The sequence below is a fragment of the Cupriavidus sp. 94F1 genome (genome assembly GCF_057798875.1).
The window spans coordinates 251,265-270,650 of sequence record NZ_JBYOJT010000003.1; the positions used below are offsets into that span (position 1 = coordinate 251,265).

Consider the following 19,386-nt stretch of genomic DNA (forward strand, 5'->3'; position numbering starts at 1 on the left):
CCCACACGACAGGGGTGCCGCACCATGTTTGGACAGATTCCCGATTTCGGCAACAGCTTCGAGTTCCTGCGCAAGCTCTGGGCCACCGGCAGCGGCATGCCCGGCGGCCTGATGCCAGGCCTGGGCGCCATGACGCCGCCGATGGATCTCGACGAGGTGGACAAGCGCATCCACGACCTCAAGGCCGTGGAAAGCTGGCTGCAGTTGAACGCGAACCTGCTGCGCACGACCATCCAGGGCCTGGAGGTACAGCGGGCCACGCTGGTCGCCCTGCAGACGTTCGGCAACGCGCTGTCGCCCGAGGCCATGCAGAACGCGATGGAAAACGTCGCCCGCGCCGCCAACGCGCCCAGCGCGCATCCCCCGCAGCATCACCACCCGTTCAGCACGGGCCAGACCGTGTCCGAGGCACAGGCCGACGCCGAAAACGACGAGCCGGACGACGATGACGCGCCGCCCGACGGCGCGGAAGCCGCCGAGGCCGCGGCCCCGGCTGACGGCGACGCGGCATCGGCCCAGCCCGGCGCGGCCCCGCTGCCGCCCAACGCGTCGCTGTGGTGGAACCTGCTGCAGCAGCAGTTCTCGCAGATCGCCAGCAGCGCAGCGGCCGCCAGTGCCGCGGCAGCCGGCGCCACGCCATTTGCCGGCATGGCCGGCTTCGGCGCGGGGGCAGCCCCCGGTGCCGAGGGCGTGGAGCCCGGCGTGAAAGGCGATCCGCCCGCGCAGCGCAAGCCGGACGCCAATGGCAAGGCCCGGCCTGCAGCGGGCAAGGCCGCCGCGAAGAAGCCTGCGGCAAGGAAACCTGCATCGAAGAAGGCCGCTGCAACGGGTACGGCCAAGGGCGCCGCAGGCAAGGCGCCGGCCAAGGGTGCCGCCACCCGATCCCACACCGGCACGCCGGACGCGCCCGAGGACGGCTCCGAGTGACCACGGCCTCGCCCGCCAGCGCCTTCGCACGTGCCAGCCAGCGCCAGAGCACGGCGCTGGTGATGATGGGCGGCGGCGCCCGCGCCGCATATCAGGCCGGCGTGCTGTCAGGCATCGCAAAGATCGCCGCGCGCCATGGGCTGGACCACTGCCCGCTGCCGTTCGGCATCATTGCCGGCACGTCGGCCGGGGCCATCAATGGCGCCGGGCTGGCTACCGGCGCGGCCGATTTCCGCACCGCTGCCGACACGCTGGCGGCGCTCTGGCACAGCCTGCATGCCGACGACGTGTACCGGACCGATGCGGTCCAGATGGGTGTGTCGGGCGCGCGCTGGCTGTCGTCGCTGGCCTTCGGCTGGATCACCCGCCGCGCACCGCGCGCGCTGTTCGACAACGCGCCGCTGGGCAGCTTCCTGACCGAACTGTTCGAACCGGGGCGGGTACAGGCCAGCCTCGACAGCGGCGCGCTGCACGCGTTCGCCGTGACGGCGCTGTCGTACAGCACCGGGCGCCACATCACGTTTTACCAGTCGCACCGACGCATCCATCCGTGGCAGCGAAGCCAGCGGCTGGCCGTGGAGGCCGCCATTGGCGTGGATCACCTGCTGGCCTCGTCGTCGATCCCGTTCCTGTTCCCGGCCATGCCGCTGGAAATCGAAGGCCATCACGAATGGTTCGGCGATGGCACGATGCGGCAGATGTCGCCGCTGTCGCCGGCCATCCACCTGGGCGCCTCGCGCATCCTGGCCATCGGCGCGGCGTCGCGCCAGCGCGCGGGCTGGTTCGATACGGTGCCCTCAGGCGGTTACCCGTCGCTGGCGCAAGTGGGTGGCCAGGCGCTGGCCAGCATCTTCCTCGATGGCCTGCAGGCCGATATCGAACGGCTCATGCATATCAACCGGCTGCTGTCGCGCATGCCCGAGATGGCCAACGATGCCGAAGGCTGGCGCCCCGTGCAGGTGATGACCGTCTCGCCCAGCGAACCCATCGAGGCCATTGCCGCCGAGCACCTGCACCGGCTGCCGCGCACCGTGCGCGCGCTGCTGTCGCCGCTGGGCGGCACCGAGGCACGCGGCGCCGCGTTCGCCAGCTACCTGCTGTTCGAGCCCGAATTCACGCAGGCGCTGCTGGCGCTGGGCGAACGCGACGCGGCCGCGCAGGCCGACGAGATTGCCGCCTTCCTGTACGGCGTGGTGCCGGAAACCAGGCCCACGGCACAGGAAATGTCGGAAGTGTCGTAGCCGCGACATTTTCAACGCCTGCCAGGCGCTCCGCCTATGCAATCCATCGCATCAGGGCTAAAACGGAGTAGAGAAAACATTCGAGAATGATTCTTGTCTGGTAGAATCCGCCCGTAATTTCAAAGGCTTAGCATGCTCTACCCCGAACTGTTCAAATCGTTGGAAGCGGTCCGCTGGCACATGGACAAGGACATCCCCTGGGATACCTTCGACCCGAGCCTGCTGACTGACGACCAGGCGAAGACCATCCGCATGAATGCGATCACCGAGTGGTCGGCCCTGCCCGCCACGGAGATGTTCCTGCGCGACAACCGCCACGACTCCGACTTTTCGGCCTTCATGAGCATCTGGTTCTTCGAAGAGCAGAAGCATTCGCTGGTGCTGATGGAGTACCTGCGCCGCTTCCGCCCGGACCTGGTGCCGACCGAAGAGGAACTGCACGCCGTGCGCTTCGAGTTCGACCCGGCCCCGCCGCTGGAAACGCTGATGCTGCACTTCTGCGGCGAGATCCGCCTGAACCACTGGTACCGCCGCGCCGCCGAATGGCACTCGGAACCGGTCATCAAGCACATCTACCGCACGCTGTCGCAGGACGAAGCGCGCCATGGCGGCGCCTACCTGCGCTACATGAAGAAGTACCTGCACCAGTTCGGCGACAACGCCCGCGCAGCTTTCGCCAAGATCGGCGTGCTGATGGCATCGGCCCGCCGCACGGAAAAGCCGCTGCACCCGACCAACCTGCACGTGAACAAGGCGCTGTTCCCGAACGACACCGTGCAGTCGCGCCTGCCGGACCCGGACTGGCTGGAACACTGGCTCGACGAGCAGATCCGCTTCGACGAAGTCTGGGAAAAGAAGGTAATCGAGCGGATTCTGCACAATATGTCGCTGCTGTTCGAGCGCACGTTCGAATCGGTGCAGGACCTGAACCGCTACCGCAAGGAACTGAACGCAAACCTGCAGGCCGCCCAGGCCTGACGGATTTTCCGGTTCCGGCCGCTGCAACGAGACCCCGTCGGCTACGATGGGGTTTTTCATTTTGGGCGCCGCCGCCCCTCTCCCGACCCGATCCATGACCGCACCCGCCTTCGAATCCAAGCTGGTACCCGCCGACGACATCGCCGCGCTGCACGCCGCCGTGGCCGCGCTGCCGCGCCCGCTGGTCTTTACCAATGGCGTGTTCGACATCCTCCATCGCGGCCACGCCACGTACCTGGCCCAGGCGCGCGAACTGGGCGCCAGCATGGTGGTGGGCGTGAACAGCGACGCGTCGGTGAAGATGCTGGGCAAGGGCGACGACCGTCCGCTCAACCACGAAGCGGACCGCATGGCCCTGCTGGCCGCGCTGGAATCGGTGGACCTGGTGGCGATGTTCCGCGAGCAGACCCCGGTGGAACTGATCCGCCTGGTCCGTCCGGACATCTACGTGAAGGGCGGCGACTACGACATCGACACGCTGGAAGAAACCCGCCTGGTGCGCAGCTGGGGCGGCCAGGCCTATGCCATCCCGTTCCTGCACGACCGCTCGACGACCAAGCTGCTGACGAAGGTGCGGGCGCACGGCTGACCCCTTGGCCGCCGCCATGGTGATGCGGCCCTGGTGACGCGGCTCCCCCTACCCCGCCCGCGCGGCGCTCCCTTCGCCGCGCGCCTGCGTCATCCCCTTGCAGGACTGCAGCAACTCCGCGCCGTAGCGCAGGCGGACTTCATCCATGCGGGTCCGCACGGCCTCGTCGGCGTGCGCCACGCGCAGCCACTGGCGCGACACGGCACGCGGCGCGTCGCTGACCAGCGCGGTGCGCACCCCCAACCCGCGTAGCGTTTCCAGGAATCGGTCGGCCCGTTCGCGCTCGCGGAACAGGCCCAGCGATACCGTGTACGACTCGGGGTCATCGGCGCTCACGACCGACACATCGGTCACCTTGCGGCGGCGCAGCTCGGCCAGCTTGCGGTCGGCGTTCTCGCGCGTGGGCTGGGGCGGCAGATGGACCCACCAGCGCACCTGCTCGCTGCGTTCGAACTGTTCCACCGTCAGCGGCGAACCCGCCGCGATGGCTGCCAGGTCTTCCTTCGCGCGCTGCACGGTCTGCGACGTGAAGCCGCCCATCTCCAGGCAGGCATCGGCCGGCGCGGCGGCCAGCGTCACGCTGCCCGGCGCCGCCTTGCCCGCGGGCGCTGCGCTGGCGGGCATCTCGCTGCGTGGCGCAGGCGCCGACACCTCGGCGGGCTGGGGCAGCATCTCCATGCGCTCGCGGCGCACCTGCTGATCCACACGTTGCGGCTCGCGTGGGCTCTCCAGCGTGCCGCCAAGCGGATGCGGCCCGAAAACGCCCAGCACGGCCGCCAGCATCAGCAGGTTGGCGATCAGCAGGATCAGCAGCAGGACAGTCAGGCCTCTCCGGGACATTTGGCGCGAGTCGGTCGAGTGATGGGCACCGGCAAAGGCTGGCCGGCGAGGATGACAGGGGCTCAGGCGGGCAGTGCCATCGCATGCAGCCCAAGCAGCACAAGATTATCGTGCATCTCGAACGGCATCGCGAGCGCTCCGGCCACCGCGTGCCGCGCGCCGCCCGACAGCAGGCAGCGTACCGGGCCGCGTTCGGCCAGCGCCCGCCATGTCCGCTCGACGGCGCCGGCCTGCGCGGCCAGGCAGCCCGCCGCAATCGCATCGTGAGTGTTGTCTGCGCCCAACGCCCGCACCGCGCGCGTGGCGCCGGCGCCGGTATCGCGCACATCGAGTTCGGGCAGCTGCGCGGTATTGCGCGCCAGTGTGCCCAGCATCAGTTGCAGGCCCGGCAGGATCAGGCCGCCCTCGAACCGGGCGCCATCGGGCGTGGGGGTCACGATGTCGAGTGTCGTGGCCGTGCCCGCCGTGACGATCAGCAATGTCTGATCCGGCAGCCAGCGATGCGCGCCGATGCTGCCCACCCAGCGGTCCACCCCCAGCTGCGTCGGCTCCCGATAGCCGTTGGCCAGCCCGCCATGCGCGGCCGTGGTGCGTACCCATGTCAGCGCGGCCGCGCTGCCGAAGGCCTCCACCAGCAACGCATCGACCTTGCCCGCCAGCGTCGGGCCGGCCACGTTGGCGATCCACACCGCCGGTACGCGGCCGCCAGCCAGTTGCTGCCACGTGCCCAGCAGCGCGGCCCGCTCGGCGGGCGCGGCATGTGCGGTCGCGCCGGCGTGCTGCCAGGGCGTGGGCAGTGCGCCGGCCGCGGGGGCCTGAGCGGGCACGTCATCGTCGCACCAGGCCCATTTGAGCCGGGTATTGCCGATGTCGATCAGCAGCGTACTCATGCGGTGGCTCCGCGCAGCGACACCTCGCCGCTGGCAATGCGTTGCAATCCATCGGCGGTTTCCAGCAGCAGGTGGCCGTCGCTGTCCACGCCACGCGCCAGGCCTTCGGCCAGCACCTGCCCGTCATGCAGCAGGCGCACAGGCTCGTTGCGGAAGGCATCGCGCGCCGACCACGCCGGCGCCAGCGGCGCAAAGCCCTGGGCCAGGAACGTGGCACGCATGGCCGCCAGCCGGTTCAGCACGGCGGCCAGGATGCGCGTGGGGTCGCGCTGCGGATCGAACGACGCCATGGCCTCGGACACACCTGCCAGTTCGCGGCCCAGCGCCGCTTCCATGCCGGCGTCGCGTATCAGGTTCAGCCCGATGCCGATCACCGCCCACAGCCGCTGCGGCCCGGCCGGCACCGATTCGATCAGGATGCCGGCCAGCTTGCGACCGTCGATCTGCAGGTCGTTGGGCCACTTCAGGCCCACGCGCGCGCCGCAGGCGGCGTCGCAGTCTTCCAGCCCCTGGGCCACGGCCAGTCCCACGGCCAGGCTCAGGCCGCTGAGCCGCGCCGGCGCCAGCGCCAGCGGCATCGCCACCGAAAACATCAGCCCGGCGCCCTGCCAGGGCCGCCCCTGCCGGCCACGACCGGCGGTCTGGCGGTAGGCCACGCGCACGTGCGCGGCGTCGTCGGCCCATGGCGCGCTGCGGCTGGCCTGGGTCAGGTCGGCATTGGTCGAGCCGGTTTCCGCCACGACCTCGACCTGCCATGACCGGGCGGGGCCGCCAGCGAGCGCCTGGCGCAGGGTGTCGGTGTCGATCCGCCATGCCGGCAGGGTGGCGGCATCGGCGGCACGGTGGTTGGCGGCGGCATCGGGAAAGTCTGGCATGGGGACGGCAGGCATCTGGAATTCATCCGGCGGGGCGAAGCATGGCGCGGAGTCTGGCGAGATTGTAGCCGTGGCCGTGTCAGCGGATGTCCGGTCGCGTGTCCCCGGTTGGTAGCATAGAATCGAGACTCCGCCATCACATCATCGCCGCTTTTGGATCGCCAGCCGACGCCCGCCATTGATATCTCGCGCCAGGACGGAGCCTGCAGCATACAGCTGCAAGGGGACTGGACGGCTCTTGCACTTGCCGGCTGCCATGAGGCCCGCGGCCTGCGCGCCCAGCTGCATGAACTGACCGAGGCGCCGCAACATGCCGAATGGTCGCTGGCCGGCGTGACGCGGCTCGACCATATCGGCGCGCAACTGATCTGGCAGGCCTGGAACGGCCGCATGCCCGAGCGCGTGGCACTGAACGACGGCCAGCGCCGGGTGTTCGAGCGCATTGAAAACCTGCGCACCGACGGCTGGCGCAAGACGATGGTCGACCGTTTCAATCCGGTGACCTTGCTGGGTGCCAAACTTCTGTCGTTCTTCGCCCAGCTGGCCAACGGCATCACCATGCTGGGCCAGCTGGCATTCGACCTGCTGCGGTTTGCGCGCGCGCCGCATCGCGGCCCGTGGCGCGAGATCTCCGCGAATGTCTACAACGTCGGCTATAAGGCACTCGGGATCACGGCGCTGGTCGGGTTCCTGATCGGCATCGTGCTGTCCTACCTGTCGGCCAACCAGTTGCGCACGTTCGGCGCCAGCACCTTTATCGTCAACATCCTGGGCATGGCGGTGATCCGGGAACTGGGGCCCGTGCTGGCTGCCATCCTGATTGCCGGCCGCTCAGGCTCCGCCATTACCGCCCAGATCGGCGTGATGCGCGTGACCGAGGAACTCGACGCGATGAGCGTGATGGGTATCTCGCACGGCTTCCGGCTGATCATGCCGCGCGTGATCGCGCTGTCCATCTCGATGCCGCTGCTGGTGGCGTGGACCGACGTGATGGCGCTGGCCGGCGGCATGGTGGCCGCGCGCTACCAGCTCGACATCAGCTACGCGTTCTTCCTGCGCCAGCTGCCCGATGCGGTGCCGGTGGCCAACCTGTGGCTGGGCCTGGGCAAGGGCGTGGCGTTCGGCATGCTGATTGCGCTGACCGCCTGCCACTTCGGGCTGCGCATCAAGCCCAACACGCAGAGCCTGGGCCAGGGCACCACGGCATCGGTGGTGACGTCGATCACCGTGGTCATCCTGGCCGATGCGGTCTTTGCCATCCTGTTCAAGAACGTGGGGCTATGAATACCATCGCCACGCCGCAAATCGGCCCCGACACCCCGCGCGAGAAGATCATCGAGGTGCGCGACCTCGTCAAACGCTATGGGGACAACGTCGTGCACGACGGCCTGAACCTCGACGTCTATCGCGGCGAGGTGCTGTCGATCGTGGGCGGCTCGGGCACGGGCAAGACCGTGCTGCTGCGCCAGATCGTGGGGCTGGAGCGGCCGACGTCGGGCGCCATCAAGGTGTTCGGCGAGAACCCGGCCAGCCTGAACGCCGCGCAGCTGCAGACGCTGCGCAACCGCTGGGGCCTGCAGTTTCAGCGCGGCGCGCTGTTTTCGGCGCTGTCGGTCATCGACAATATCGCGCTGCCGCTGCGCGAAATGCGCGCGCTGCCCGACAACCTGATCTGCCAGGCATCGCTGCTCAAACTGCAGCTGGTGGGCCTGTCGGCCAAGGACGCCGACAAGATGCCGTCGGACCTGTCGGGCGGCATGATCAAGCGCGTGGCGCTGGCGCGTGCGCTGGCACTGGAACCCGAGCTGGTTTTCCTGGACGAACCCACGGCGGGCCTCGATCCGATGGCATCCGACGACTATGTGGCGCTGATCCGCGAATTGCGCCGCGAACTGGGCCTGACGGTGGTCATGATCACGCACGACCTGGACACGCTGGTGGCGCTGTCCGACCGAGTGGCCGTGCTGGCCGACCGCAAGGTACTGGCCGCCGCGCCCATTGCCGAGGTGATCAAGGTCGATCACCCGTTCATCCGCGAATATTTTCTGGGCGACCGCGCCCAGCGCGCGCTGCAGGCGCTGCCCGCCCTCAAGGGCCCCGGCAGCCCGGCCGCGCCCACTGGAAACACTGGAGAGACCTGATGGAAAACAAGTCAAACGCCTTCCTGGCAGGCGTGTTCACCATCGGACTGGCGATCCTGGTGCTGTTCTCGCTGTTCTGGTTCAGCAGTGACCACGCCGTGCGCGTGCCGTACGACCTGATCACGCGTTCGACGGTCAACGGGCTGGGACCGCAGGCCGACGTGAAGTATCGGGGCCTGGATGTCGGCAAGGTGTTGTCGATCAAGTTCGACCCGCAGGTGCCGGGCCAAATCATCGTGCGCATCAGCGTCAACCAGGACACGCCGATCACGCGCACCACCTATGCCACGCTGGGCTTCCAGGGCGTGACCGGCATCGCCTATGTGCAGCTGGACGACACCGCGCGCGAGGATGGCGCTGCCGCCAGTTCGCCGCCGCTGCATACGTCGGCACGCGAACCGGCGCGCATCGTGATGCGGCCCGGCTTCTTCGAGGAACTGGAAAAGCGCGGCGACTCGCTGCTGACCCAGACCGAGACGCTGATGTCGTCGCTCAACGAGATGTTCCAGACCACCAACCGCGACGAGCTGATGGCCGCCATCAAGTCGGTCCACAAGACCGCCGACGACTATTCGAAGCTGGCCGCGTCGCTGCAGCCCGCCGCCGCCCGCCTGCCGCAGGCCGTGGACAACCTGAACGCCACGCTCGCGTCCACGCGCCGGCTGGCCGATGACCTGGCCAGCCCGCATGGCACGGTGATGAGCACCGTGAACCGCGTGGGCGAGAACATGCAGGGCGCCGCCGATTCGGTGCAGCAGGCGGCCGGCATCTTCACCCAGGAAACGCTGCCGCAGATCAACGGGCTGGCGCGCGATGCCCGCCAGGCCACGCGCAGCATCGACCGTGCGGCCGGCCAGTTCAACGACCAGCCAAGCAGCGTGCTGTTCGGCGGCTCGGCCTTGGCCCCCGGACCCGGCGAGCCGGGCTTCCACGCCCCCTGAACCGCCGCCACGCCATGCGTCAGACCCACCGTCGGGAATCCACCATGAAAACCCGTTCCGCCCTTGCCTCGCTGGTCATGCTGATGGCGCTGTCCGCCCTGACCGCCCTGTCCGGCTGCAGCGTGCTGTCGCCCGCCAAGCCAAGCACCACCTACGACCTGGGCCCGCTTGCCGCCGCACCGTCCCAGCCGCCCGCCCGCCTGCCCAAGCTGCGCGTGGCCGATACCGGCGGGCCGACGTGGATGGACGGCCGGGGCATCTACTACCGGCTGCAATACACCCAGGCCCAGCGGCTGCAGGCCTACGCCACGCAACGCTGGGTGGACGCCCCGACGCGGCTCTTCGACGACCGCCTGCGCGACGCGGTGTCCGGGCGCGGCGAACTCACGTGGTACGGCGACACCAGCGTGCCGGCCGTCAAGGTAGACCTGCTGGGCTTCGAGCAGGTCTTCGATTCGCCCACCAGCAGCCGCGGCGTGGTGCGCGCGCGGGCCACGGTATTCCACAAGGGGCTGATCGGACAGAAGACCTTCGTCGCCGAGCTGCCGGCGCCCAGCCCCGACGGCGCTGGCGGCGTGAAGGCGCTGTCGGCCAGCAGCGATGCGGTGATCGCCGCCATCCTCGACTGGGCCGCCACGCTGCCGCTGGAAGCCGCCGCAGCAGCCGGTCCGGCGCCGCTGCCGCGCGCGAACCCGCCCGGGCGCAACGCGGTGCCGCTGCCGACCGACGAAACGCCCACGCCCACGCCCCCGCGCCAATGAGGCGCGGAAAGCCTATAGTGCGAATCAGGCCGTAAGGTTTCACGCAGTCAATGGCACCGGATACGCCCCTGCCTCCTTCGCCCCCGACGCCCCCAGAGGCCCCGCCGCAGCCGGAGCTCGAGGGCTGGTTGCCACGTCATTCGCCGCTGGCGCGTGTGGGGCTGATCTGCTTCACGCTGCTGGTGGTCTACGCCAGCCTGTATCCGTTTTCGGGATGGTTGAACAACGGCATCTCGCCGTTCGCCTTCCTGACCGCGCCCAAGCCGCGCTACATCACCGAATTCGACCTGCTGACCAATGTGCTGGGCTACTGCCCGTTCGGCGCGCTCGTGGTGCTGTCGCTGCATCCGCGCGTATCGGGCGCGCGCGCCACGCTGATCGCGCTGGTGGCCGGCGCGCTGCTGTCGTCGGTCATGGAAGCCCTGCAGACGTGGCTGCCCACCCGGATCCCGTCGAACATCGACCTGATCACCAACGCGCTGGGCGCGCTGCTGGGTGCCGCCGTGGTGGCGCCGTTCACCAGCGCGCTGATCGACCGCGGCAACCTGACCCGCCTGCGCATGGCGTGGTTCGAACCGCATGCCAGCTTTGCGATCGTGCTGATCGTGCTGTGGCCGTTCGCGCAGGTGTTTCCGCAGGAACACCTGTTCGGCATGGGCGGCATCGTGCGCGAATGGCTGACCGATCCCGATTCCTGGCCGATGATGTGGGTGCAGGCTTACTTCCCGGCGCTGATCGCCTGGCAGGACAGCATCAACCTGCGGCCCGACGACCTGCAGAACCAGTTGCTGCTGGAAACCATGGTGACGGCATCGAGCTGGATCGGCACCGGCCTGTTTGCATCGGTGGCCATGCGGCGTACCGCGCCGATGCTGCGCATCCTGGCGGCGCTGCTGACCGCCGCGCTGATGATCAAGGCCGGCGTCGCGGAACTGCAGTTTCCCGACGACAACGCGTTCAACTGGCTGTCCGAAGGCGGGCGCTTTGCCCTGCTGACCAGCTCGCTGGTGCTGGTACTGCTGCTGCGCGTGCCACGCTGGCTGCGCGCCGTGCTGGCGGTGGTGTCGCTGACCGGGCTGGTGATACTGACCAATATCCTGCCGCCGAACCCGTATGCGTGGATCTCGGAGCAAGGCTGGCGCATGGGCCGCCTGGTGCACTTCAACAGCCTCGCGCAATGGCTGGGCTGGGTATGGCCGTTCCTGGCCTTCTTTTACGTGGTCTGGCGCTTTGAGCAGATCACGCTGCGGCGGCGACTGCAGAAGCGCGCCCAGCGCCGCGCGACGGCGCGGGCCGTGGCCGCCGCGACGGAAACCCGGCAGGAATCGAAGTAGGCGTCAGCGGCGCATTGCCGCCGGCGACGTGTCAGTGCAGCTGGCCGCCCTGCTCGCGGATATCGGCATCGGTCGACAGCGACGTGGCCACCGCCACGCGCAGGCCGGCGACCAGCGTATCGAGCGCCAGGCTGGGCGCGCCGGGATGCCGCGCGGCCTGCTCGGGCAGGTACGGAATGTGAATGAAGCCGCCGCGTGTGGCCGGGACCGCTGCGTGGCGTTGCGCCAGCGCATGCATCAGCCCGTAGAACACATGGTTGCAGACGAAGGTGCCGGCAGTTTGCGACACCATCGCCGGCACGCCGGCTGCGCGCATGTCGCGCACGATGGCCTTGATCGGCAGCGTCGAGAAATACGCGGCCGGGCCATCGGGCGCAATGATGTGGTCGATGGGCTGCGCCCCGGCGTTGTCGGCAATGCGGGCATCGTCCACATTGATCGCCACGCGCTCGATCGACATCTCGGTGCGGCCGCCAGCCTGACCCACGGCAATCACCACATCTGGATTTAAAGATTCTACGAGTTGCGCCATGGCGTCGATGGCGTTGCCGAACACACACGGCAACTGGCGCGCGACAATCACCGCATCGCCAACGCGCTCGCCATCGAGCGCACGTACCGCCTCCCACGAGGGATTGATCGGCTCTTGTTCAAACGGCTCGAAGCCGGTCAGCAGGACGGTACGAACGGACATGGCAGTTTCCTTACATCAGGAAGTACAGCAGGAAGATATTGGCGATCAGGATGCCGAACGCGGTGGGCAACTGCGCGCGGATCACGGCGTTCTTGTCTTCCAGTTCCAGCAGCGCGGCGGGCACGATGTTGAAGTTGGCCGCCATGGGCGTCATCAGCGTGCCGCAGTAGCCCGAGAACATGCCGATGGCCGCCATCACGGCCGGGTTCGCGTGGAACATGCCCACAAGGATCGGCACGCCTACGCCGCCTGTCATCACCGGGAACGCGGCAAAGCCGTTGCCCATGATGACCGTGAACAGCGCCATGCCCACGCAGTAGACCGTCACCGCCACGAACTTGAAGTCCATGTTGATGTACGACGTGGTCAGGTGCGCCACCGCCTTGCCCACGCCGGCATCGGCGAACACCAGGCCCAGCATGGCCAGCATCTGCGGCAGCACCAGCGCCCAGCCCAGCGCCTCGATCAGGCGGCGGGATTCGCGCATGCTCTGCGCCGGCGTGTCGCGCGTCAGCCAGCAGACCACGAACAGCGACACCAGGCAGCCGACACCCAGCGACACGAACGTGACGTTCTTCGGATCGAGCAGCGGCAGCCCGGCAATCCTGAAGTCCTTGAACAGCACCGTGCCCAGCACCGTGATCAGCGGAATCAGCAGCGCCGGAATGAACAGCTTGTTGCCCAGGCGCTGGGCGCTGGCGCGGCGCTTGTCTTCCGGCAGCGTGCCGTGCTTGCCATGGCCCACGCCGCCAAACCCGGCGATCAGCGCCATCACCACGGCACCCACGCCGACCACGGCCGGCGGGATCTTGTCGCCGATCAGGAAGATGACCGCATAGAGCAGCCAGAACAGGCCCGTGGTCAGACGGCGCGGATGCGTCTTGTCAGCGAACGTCATCAGCGCGGTGATCAGCAGGACAAAGCCGGCCAGCCAGTAGAGGTATTCGATCGAGATAATCATCGCTTACTCCCCCTTGGCCGCGGCGGCGACGGTGGCCGACGTGCCGGCCGGTTGCTTGCCGCCGAGTTCGCGGGCCAGCCAGCCGTCGAGGCGCTTCAGGCGCACGGCATGGATCAGGAAGGCGCAGATAGCGGTGGGGATACCCCAGACGGCAATGTGCAGCGGCTCGACGTCGATGTTCGACGACAGCAGGAACGTGTGCATCAGCGCGATGGCACCGAACGCCACGAAGATGTCCTCGCCAAAGAACAGGCCCACGTTGTCGGTGGCCGCGCAGAAGGCCAGCACGCGCTGGCGCACCGGCTCGGGCAGGTGGCCGAAGCGGGTCTCCGCCGCGCCTTCGGCCATCGGGGCCAGCAGCGGGCGCACCATCTGCGGATGGCCGCCCAGGCTGGTCAGGCCCACGGCAGCGGTCAGCTCTCGCACGGCCAGGTAGACGATCAGCAGGCGGCCGACCGTGGCCGATGCGATGCGCGAAATCCACGCCTGCGCATGCTCGCGCAGCCCGTGGCGTTCCAGCAGGCCGATCACGGCCAGCGGCAGCAGGATGATCAGCGGCAGGTTACGTGCCTTGACGAAGGCCGTGCCGATGGCAGTGAAGATCTGCATGACCGGCATCGACGCGGCCAATCCCGTGACAATGGCGGCTGCCGCCACCACCATCATGGGATTGAACCGCAGGACGAAGCCGAGGATGATGACGCCGACCCCGAGCAGGGGCCAAAGATTGACAGCCGATTCCATGGGAAACACCTGATAGCGAGTGAAGCAAAGCCTGCGCCTGACGGGGGGCCGTCAGTTGCCGGCCCGGATGGCGATGCCTTCCGCGCCGAGCCGTTCCCGGATGCGGCGCGCAAAGGCAAGCGCGTGGGCGCCGTCGCCGTGCAGACACACGGTTTCGGCGCGAATCGGTACCCAGGTGCCGTCGATCGCGCGCACCTGCTTGTCGCGAATCATCGAGAGCGTCTGGTTGAGGGCGACGTCTTCGTCGTCATGCAGCGCGCCGGGCGTGCCGCGCTTGACCAGCGTGCCGTCGGGGTTGTAGCCGCGGTCGGCGAACACTTCTTCCTTCACGCGCAGGCCCGCGTCGCGCGCCATGGTGATCATCTGGCTGTTGGCCAGGCCGAAGAAGACGAGGTCGGAGTCGTAGTCGCGTACGGCGCGGATGATCGCGTCGCACAGCCTGGCATCGCGCACGGCCATGTTGTACAGCGCGCCATGCGGCTTCACGTGGGCCAGCTGGCCGCCCTGCGCGCGCACCATCGCGTCGAGCGCGCCGATCTGGTACAGCACGTCGGCATAGACCGCCTCGGGGTCGCGCTGCATTTCGGTACGGCCGAAATTCTCGCGGTCCGGAAAGCTCGGATGCGCGCCAATGGCCACGTTGTTGTCCAGCGCCCACTTCACGGTCTGCAGCATCGTTGCCGCATCGCCCGCGTGCCAGCCGCACGCCACGTTGGCGGAACTGATCAGCTGGATCAGGGCTTCGTCATTGCCGCAGCCTTCGCCAAGGTCGGCATTCAGGTCGATTTGCATGGGCGTTCTCCGGATGTGTGGGGCGATTTAAGGGTTATGCGACGAACCGGGTGGTCGTGCGGCGGCGCGCGGCAATCTGCAGGCCCTGGCTCTGCCAGCGCAGCGCCTGGTCGATCTGGCGCAGGTAGCGATCCACCTCGGCCTGGGCGGCGGCGGCCTCTTCGACGGTCACCTGCCGGAAGCGCACCGTGGCGCCCAGCGGCACCTGGGCCAGGCGCCACAGGTCGGCGCCGATCACGGTGCCGATCTTCGGATAGCCGCCGGTGGTCTGCGCGTCGCTCATCAGCGCGATCGGCTGGCCGTTCGGCGGCACCTGCATCACGCCCGGCACCACGCCGTGCGACAGCAGATCGCCCGAACGGTCGGCGCGGCGCGCCAGCACGGGGCCCTGCAGGCGCAGGCCCATGCGATTGCTCTGCGGCGTGATCGACCAGTCCGACGACCACAGCGCCGCCTGCGATTCGGGCTCGAAATCGGGATACTCGGGGCCGGCCAGCATGCGGATCACCAGCGCATTGCCTTCGCGGTTGACGGGCAGCGCCCAGCCCGGCGCGGCCACGCCGACCCAGTCCTGCTCGGCGTCGATGCCGGGGCGGCCCACGGGCAGATGGTCGCCTTCCTTCAGCACACGGCCTTCGAAGCCGCCGAAGCTGGACTTGAGATCGGTGCTGCGCGAATGCATCACCAGCGGCACATCGATGCCGCCCGCCACGCACAGGTAGGTGCGCGAGCCACCGCGCGGCGCGGGCAGCGTCAGCGTTTCGCCACGTCGCACATCGAACGCATGCCAGGACCAGACCGGCACGCCATCGACATTCGCGCTGCACTCGGCGCCGGTCAGCGCCACGCGCATGTCTGCCTCGAAGCGCAGCGCCGCGCGGCCCAGCGTGAATTCGATGGCCGCCGCGTTCGGGTCGTTGCCCAGCAGCCGATTGCCCACCTTCAGCGCCAGCCCGTCGGCAGCGCCCGACCGGCCCACGCCAAAGCGGCGGAATCCGGTACGGCCCAGGTCTTGCACCGACGCCTGCGCGCCAGGTCGGAGGATCTCGATCACAGCAGCACCTCCTCGGCAACGAAACGCACGGTGTCGCCGGGCGCGAACAGCGATGGCGGATCGCGGTCCGCCACGAACAGCTGCGCGTCGGTGTGGCCGATCAGCTGCCAGCCGCCGGGCAGTACGGCCGGATAGATGCCGGTCTGCTCGCCGCCAATGCCCACCGCACCGGCCGGCACCGCCAGGCGCGGCTCGCGGCGGCGCGACGTGGCCAGCTCGGGCGCCATGCCGCCCATATAGGCAAAGCCGGGCTGGAATCCCAGGAAATACACCACGTATTCACCGGCGGCGTGGCGACGCACCACTTCGTGCGGCGTCAGGCCGGTATGCGCGGCCACATCGGCAATATCGGGACCGAACTCGCCGCCGTAGCGCACCGGAATTTCCACGAGCTTGCCCGTGGTGTTGCGCGTCTCGCCCGATGCCCACGCGAGCTTCAGGTTGCGCTCCAGCGCCGCCACATCGGCGGTTTCGTCAAAGGTCAGCGTGAGGTTGTTCATGCCCGGCACCACGTCCACCACGCCACGCCAGTCGGCCGCGCGTTCGGCCATGGCCCAGATGCGGCGCTGAACTTCCAGCGAGGCTGGCGGCGCGACGCTGTAGAGCAGCGCCTGTTCGGCCAGACGGTGAACGGAGCATTGAGGCATGGACGGGCTCGCTGGTTGGGGGCGGGGCTTCGTTCCCTGCAGTGTAGGCACCGCACGGACCGCGACATGGCTCGCCAATGAACCCGATGTGACTCAATCGAATTTCATCAACGATTTATCGATAAATTCATCATATCGAAACATGGCAATGCCCGGCACTCGGGGTAGACCCTAGGTAGTTATGCACCGTTAGCGGCAATTTCGCACCAAAAGCGGATCAATATGACGGATGAAGCGCTAACGCTGAAAGTTCGTTGAAAGTTGACCAGAAGACATCCAGCCGCGGGACGGAAGGCCCGGTCGTTTTTGACCCCGGGCAAACGACGGCGAACCTGAGACGATCGCCCCGGATGGCGCTGCTAGATTGGCCGTCGCTTCTAACCCAAGGGGAACGCGATGATCCGATGCAATCTGGTGGAGGGAGATCAGTCGAGCGCCAACGGCGTGACGCTGGAAGGGATGCCGCAGGACACCATCCACGGCAAGCGCATGGCATTCCTTGGCGCGAGGGTGTATTGCCCCGCGTGCAGGACGACCGGGCAGATTGTCGGGGTGGGACCGCGGCATCCGAGCGACTTTATGACCAGTCCATTGGGAGCGATTTACACAATGGGGCGATGGGTAGGCATACGCACCGCCTTCGTGCCGTTCACGAATATCGGTGACTCGGATCTCGGTGCTTCCGTTGAAATATTGTTCTGGGAAATCAAGTGAAGCGCCTACTGATCATTGCCGCAGGATTTCTCGGCGGCCTGGCTCTCACGTGGATATGTCTGTACGTTTTCAGCCGCCTCGACTGGCCCGTAACATGGCCAACCGCCAGAGACAAGAAAAGCGGTTGCTGGGGCCTCGAACACTGCGCCAATCCCCCGGCAACGGTTTATGTCTATCTGGTGCTATTTCTACTATGGCCCGCCATATACTTTTCCACGATCAACGGTCTTGCGTATCGCAAGTGGTCATTAAAGAACTGGGCGTGGTCGACGGGTATAGGAGGCCTGCTAGCGATGGCATTTTATTATCTGTCATACGCGTGGCCGGGCGTCATCGCGTACTTGACGAATGCTCTTTCTCTTTGAGTGAATCAGGACGCCGCCCTGCGTTTCGACGCGCAAAGGGCGGCGGCCAATTCAATCAGGCAAACCCCGCCTGATGCGCCTGCTGGTCGGCGTGGTACGAGCTGCGGACCATGGCGCCCACGGCGGCGTGGGTGAAGCCCATCTTGTAGGCCTCTTCCTCGAACATCTTGAACGTGTCCGGATGCACGTAGCGCATCACCGGCAGGTGGTGGTTCGACGGGGCCAGGTACTGGCCGATGGTCAGCATGTCGATGTCGTGCGCGCGCATGTCGCGCATGACTTCCAGGATTTCCTCGTCGGTCTCGCCCAGGCCCACCATCAGGCCCGACTTCGTGGCGACGTCCGGGTTGCGGCGCTTGAATTCCTGCAGCAGCTTCAGCGAGTGCGCGTAGTCGGCGCCCGGGCGGGCCTGCTTGTACAGGCGCGGCACCGTTTCCATGTTGTGGTTCATCACGTCGGGCGGCGCCGTCAGCAGGATGTCCAGCGCCTTGTCCAGGCGGCCACGGAAGTCGGGCACCAGCACTTCGATGCGGGTGTTCGGCGACAACGCGCGCGTCTGCGAGATGCAGTCCACATAGTGCTGGGCGCCCCCGTCACGCAGGTCGTCACGGTCCACGCTGGTGATCACCACGTAGTTCAGCTTGAGCTGGGCGATGGTGCGCGCCAGGTTGCCGGGTTCGTTCACGTCCAGCGGGTCCGGGCGGCCGTGGCCCACGTCGCAGAACGGGCAGCGGCGCGTGCACTTGTCGCCCATGATCATGAACGTGGCCGTGCCCTTGCCGAAGCATTCGCCGATGTTCGGGCAGCTGGCTTCCTCGCACACGGTGACCAGGTTGTTGGCGCGCAGGATGTCCTTGATCTCGTAGAAGCGCGAGTTGCCGGTGGCGGCCTTGACGCGAATCCAGTCCGGCTTCTTGAGCTTTTCGGCCGGCACGATCTTGATGGGGATGCGTGCGGTCTTCTCGGCCGACTTCTGCTTCTTGGTGGCGTCGTATTCAGGCGTTTGCGGGGCTTCGGTGGACGTGGCGATCAGGGCGTCGCTCATACTGTTCTCCGCACGCGCAGCCGCGTGCATGTTTGGCGTTGATTCGGGGCCGGGCGTGCCACGGTTCAGGCAGCCTCGGCAGCGGCATTCCCGTGGGCCTGTGCGCGCGCCTCGCGTGCGGTCAGGACCTCGCACAGGGCCGCCGCCAGGCGTTGTGCGATTGCGGGTTGTTGTGCCGCGGTGACGGGCAGCGGGCCGGCATCGTGCGCCGCCGCGAAGGTGGCGCCCGCAGTGGCCATGTCGACCGTTTCCAGTCCGGCATAGCCGCAGGGGTTGATGCGCAGGAACGGGTCCAGGTCCATCTGCACGTTCAGGCTGACACCGTGGTAGCTGCAGCCGTTGCGGATCTTGAGGCCGAGCGCGGCAATCTTGGCGCCCTGGTGCGGACCCTCGGACAGATAGATGCCGGGCGCGCCGGGCTTGCGTTCGGCTGCGAGATTATACGCCGCGAGCGTGTCCAGCACGGCCTGCTCGATGTCGTTGACCAGCTCGCGCACCATGAGGTGCCGGCGCCGCAAATCGAGCAGCAGGTAGGCCACGACTTGGCCGGGTCCGTGATAAGTGATCTGACCGCCACGGTCGATCTTCACGACCGGGATCGCGTCGTCCGGGGCCAGCAGGTGTGCGGGGTCTCCGGCCTGCCCGAGCGTATAGACCGGCGGGTGTTCGACCAGCCAGATCTGGTCGGGCGTCTCGGGCGTGCGGGCGGCGGTGAATGCCCGCATCGCGTCGAAACAGGGCTCGTACGGCTGGCGGCCCTGATCGATGACTTGGATCGGATGCATGCCCGAGAGTGTAACGAAAAGGGCCGGTCTGCGCTGAGGCAGACCGGCCCTGTTTCCGGTCAAGTCTT

Annotated in this window: 21 protein-coding genes; 10 read left to right on the forward strand and 11 right to left on the reverse strand. The window is 67.7% G+C overall.

Annotated features, from left to right (window positions below):
* Positions 1-24 precede the first annotated feature (24 nt).
* From AC3FJ6_RS08910 to rfaE2, 4 genes are all read left to right on the forward strand, one after another.
* Complete coding sequence (locus tag AC3FJ6_RS08910; RefSeq protein ID WP_488771551.1) at positions 25-927, forward strand: PhaM family polyhydroxyalkanoate granule multifunctional regulatory protein; 903 nt, start codon at positions 25-27, stop codon at positions 925-927.
* Between the two features lie 62 nt (positions 928-989).
* Complete coding sequence (locus tag AC3FJ6_RS08915; protein ID WP_488771852.1) at positions 990-2,168, forward strand: patatin-like phospholipase family protein; 1,179 nt, start codon at positions 990-992, stop codon at positions 2,166-2,168.
* Between the two features lie 132 nt (positions 2,169-2,300).
* A complete protein-coding gene (locus AC3FJ6_RS08920; RefSeq protein WP_153946162.1) occupies positions 2,301-3,146 on the forward strand; it encodes a ferritin family protein in 846 nt (281 codons plus the stop codon).
* A 94-nt stretch (positions 3,147-3,240) separates the two neighbouring features.
* On the forward strand, positions 3,241-3,735 hold the full coding sequence (rfaE2, locus tag AC3FJ6_RS08925; RefSeq protein WP_153946163.1) for a D-glycero-beta-D-manno-heptose 1-phosphate adenylyltransferase: 495 nt from the start codon (positions 3,241-3,243) through the stop codon (positions 3,733-3,735).
* 48 nt (positions 3,736-3,783) lie between these two features.
* Here the strand turns inward: rfaE2 and AC3FJ6_RS08930 are convergent, their stop codons facing one another.
* From AC3FJ6_RS08930 to AC3FJ6_RS08940, 3 genes are all read right to left on the reverse strand, one after another.
* Positions 3,784-4,575 carry an SPOR domain-containing protein gene (locus AC3FJ6_RS08930; protein ID WP_488771552.1) on the reverse strand — a complete coding sequence of 264 codons (792 nt, stop codon included), beginning with the start codon at positions 4,573-4,575 and terminating at the stop codon, positions 3,784-3,786.
* Positions 4,576-4,637: 62 nt separating this feature from the next.
* A complete protein-coding gene (locus tag AC3FJ6_RS08935) occupies positions 4,638-5,465 on the reverse strand; it encodes a type III pantothenate kinase (protein WP_488771554.1) in 828 nt (275 codons plus the stop codon).
* On the reverse strand, positions 5,462-6,340 hold the full coding sequence (locus tag AC3FJ6_RS08940) for a biotin--[acetyl-CoA-carboxylase] ligase (RefSeq protein ID WP_488771853.1): 879 nt from the start codon (positions 6,338-6,340) through the stop codon (positions 5,462-5,464). The genes AC3FJ6_RS08935 and AC3FJ6_RS08940 overlap by 4 nt, the downstream gene beginning before the upstream one ends.
* A 153-nt stretch (positions 6,341-6,493) precedes the next feature.
* On the opposite strand from AC3FJ6_RS08940, the gene AC3FJ6_RS08945 reads away from it, so the two are divergent.
* The 5 genes from AC3FJ6_RS08945 to AC3FJ6_RS08965 are packed head-to-tail and all read left to right on the forward strand — an operon-like array spanning position 6,494 to position 11,517.
* Positions 6,494-7,624 carry an MlaE family ABC transporter permease gene (locus tag AC3FJ6_RS08945; protein ID WP_488771555.1) on the forward strand — a complete coding sequence of 377 codons (1,131 nt, stop codon included), beginning with the start codon at positions 6,494-6,496 and terminating at the stop codon, positions 7,622-7,624.
* Positions 7,621-8,481, forward strand: coding sequence for an ABC transporter ATP-binding protein (locus tag AC3FJ6_RS08950; protein ID WP_488771556.1), 861 nt, complete (start codon positions 7,621-7,623; stop codon positions 8,479-8,481). The genes AC3FJ6_RS08945 and AC3FJ6_RS08950 overlap by 4 nt, the downstream gene beginning before the upstream one ends.
* On the forward strand, positions 8,481-9,422 hold the full coding sequence (locus AC3FJ6_RS08955) for an MlaD family protein (protein ID WP_488771557.1): 942 nt from the start codon (positions 8,481-8,483) through the stop codon (positions 9,420-9,422). Before AC3FJ6_RS08950 ends, AC3FJ6_RS08955 begins: the two co-directional genes overlap by 1 nt.
* Before the next feature lie 44 nt (positions 9,423-9,466).
* A complete protein-coding gene (locus AC3FJ6_RS08960) occupies positions 9,467-10,183 on the forward strand; it encodes an ABC-type transport auxiliary lipoprotein family protein (RefSeq protein ID WP_488771558.1) in 717 nt (238 codons plus the stop codon).
* 50 nt (positions 10,184-10,233) lie between these two features.
* Complete coding sequence (locus tag AC3FJ6_RS08965; RefSeq protein ID WP_400394398.1) at positions 10,234-11,517, forward strand: VanZ family protein; 1,284 nt, start codon at positions 10,234-10,236, stop codon at positions 11,515-11,517.
* A gap of 31 nt (positions 11,518-11,548) precedes the next feature.
* Here AC3FJ6_RS08965 and pcp read toward each other — a convergent pair whose 3' ends face one another.
* Genes pcp through pxpB form a run of 6 tightly spaced genes read right to left on the reverse strand, consistent with a single transcriptional unit; the run spans position 11,549 to position 16,409 of the window.
* Positions 11,549-12,211 (reverse strand): pyroglutamyl-peptidase I, encoded by a 663-nt coding sequence (gene pcp / locus AC3FJ6_RS08970; RefSeq protein ID WP_488771559.1) that lies wholly within the window; start codon positions 12,209-12,211, stop codon positions 11,549-11,551.
* A gap of 10 nt (positions 12,212-12,221) precedes the next feature.
* A complete protein-coding gene (locus tag AC3FJ6_RS08975) occupies positions 12,222-13,172 on the reverse strand; it encodes a DUF979 domain-containing protein (RefSeq protein WP_400394402.1) in 951 nt (316 codons plus the stop codon).
* A 3-nt stretch (positions 13,173-13,175) separates the two neighbouring features.
* The gene (locus AC3FJ6_RS08980; RefSeq protein WP_153946172.1) at positions 13,176-13,916 is read right to left on the reverse strand and encodes a DUF969 domain-containing protein; all 741 of its coding nucleotides are present in this window, start codon (positions 13,914-13,916) and stop codon (positions 13,176-13,178) included.
* Positions 13,917-13,967: 51 nt separating this feature from the next.
* Complete coding sequence (gene pxpA, locus AC3FJ6_RS08985) at positions 13,968-14,708, reverse strand: 5-oxoprolinase subunit PxpA (RefSeq protein WP_092600375.1); 741 nt, start codon at positions 14,706-14,708, stop codon at positions 13,968-13,970.
* Positions 14,709-14,742: 34 nt separating this feature from the next.
* Positions 14,743-15,762, reverse strand: coding sequence for a 5-oxoprolinase subunit C family protein (locus tag AC3FJ6_RS08990; protein ID WP_400394404.1), 1,020 nt, complete (start codon positions 15,760-15,762; stop codon positions 14,743-14,745).
* Positions 15,759-16,409: a 5-oxoprolinase subunit PxpB gene (gene pxpB / locus AC3FJ6_RS08995; RefSeq protein WP_488771560.1), complete on the reverse strand. Its 651-nt coding sequence runs from the start codon at positions 16,407-16,409 to the stop codon at positions 15,759-15,761. Before pxpB ends, AC3FJ6_RS08990 begins: the two co-directional genes overlap by 4 nt.
* Positions 16,410-16,805: 396 nt before the next feature.
* On the opposite strand from pxpB, the gene AC3FJ6_RS09000 reads away from it, so the two are divergent.
* Positions 16,806-17,123, forward strand: a complete 318-nt coding sequence (locus AC3FJ6_RS09000) for a PAAR domain-containing protein (RefSeq protein ID WP_488771561.1) — start codon at positions 16,806-16,808, stop codon at positions 17,121-17,123.
* Positions 17,124-17,543: 420 nt separating this feature from the next.
* On the opposite strand, the gene lipA is transcribed toward AC3FJ6_RS09000, so the two are convergent.
* Complete coding sequence (lipA, locus tag AC3FJ6_RS09005; RefSeq protein WP_488771562.1) at positions 17,544-18,533, reverse strand: lipoyl synthase; 990 nt, start codon at positions 18,531-18,533, stop codon at positions 17,544-17,546.
* A 65-nt stretch (positions 18,534-18,598) separates the two neighbouring features.
* Positions 18,599-19,318 (reverse strand): lipoyl(octanoyl) transferase LipB, encoded by a 720-nt coding sequence (gene lipB / locus AC3FJ6_RS09010; protein ID WP_400392658.1) that lies wholly within the window; start codon positions 19,316-19,318, stop codon positions 18,599-18,601.
* Between the last annotated feature and the right edge of the window lie 68 nt (positions 19,319-19,386).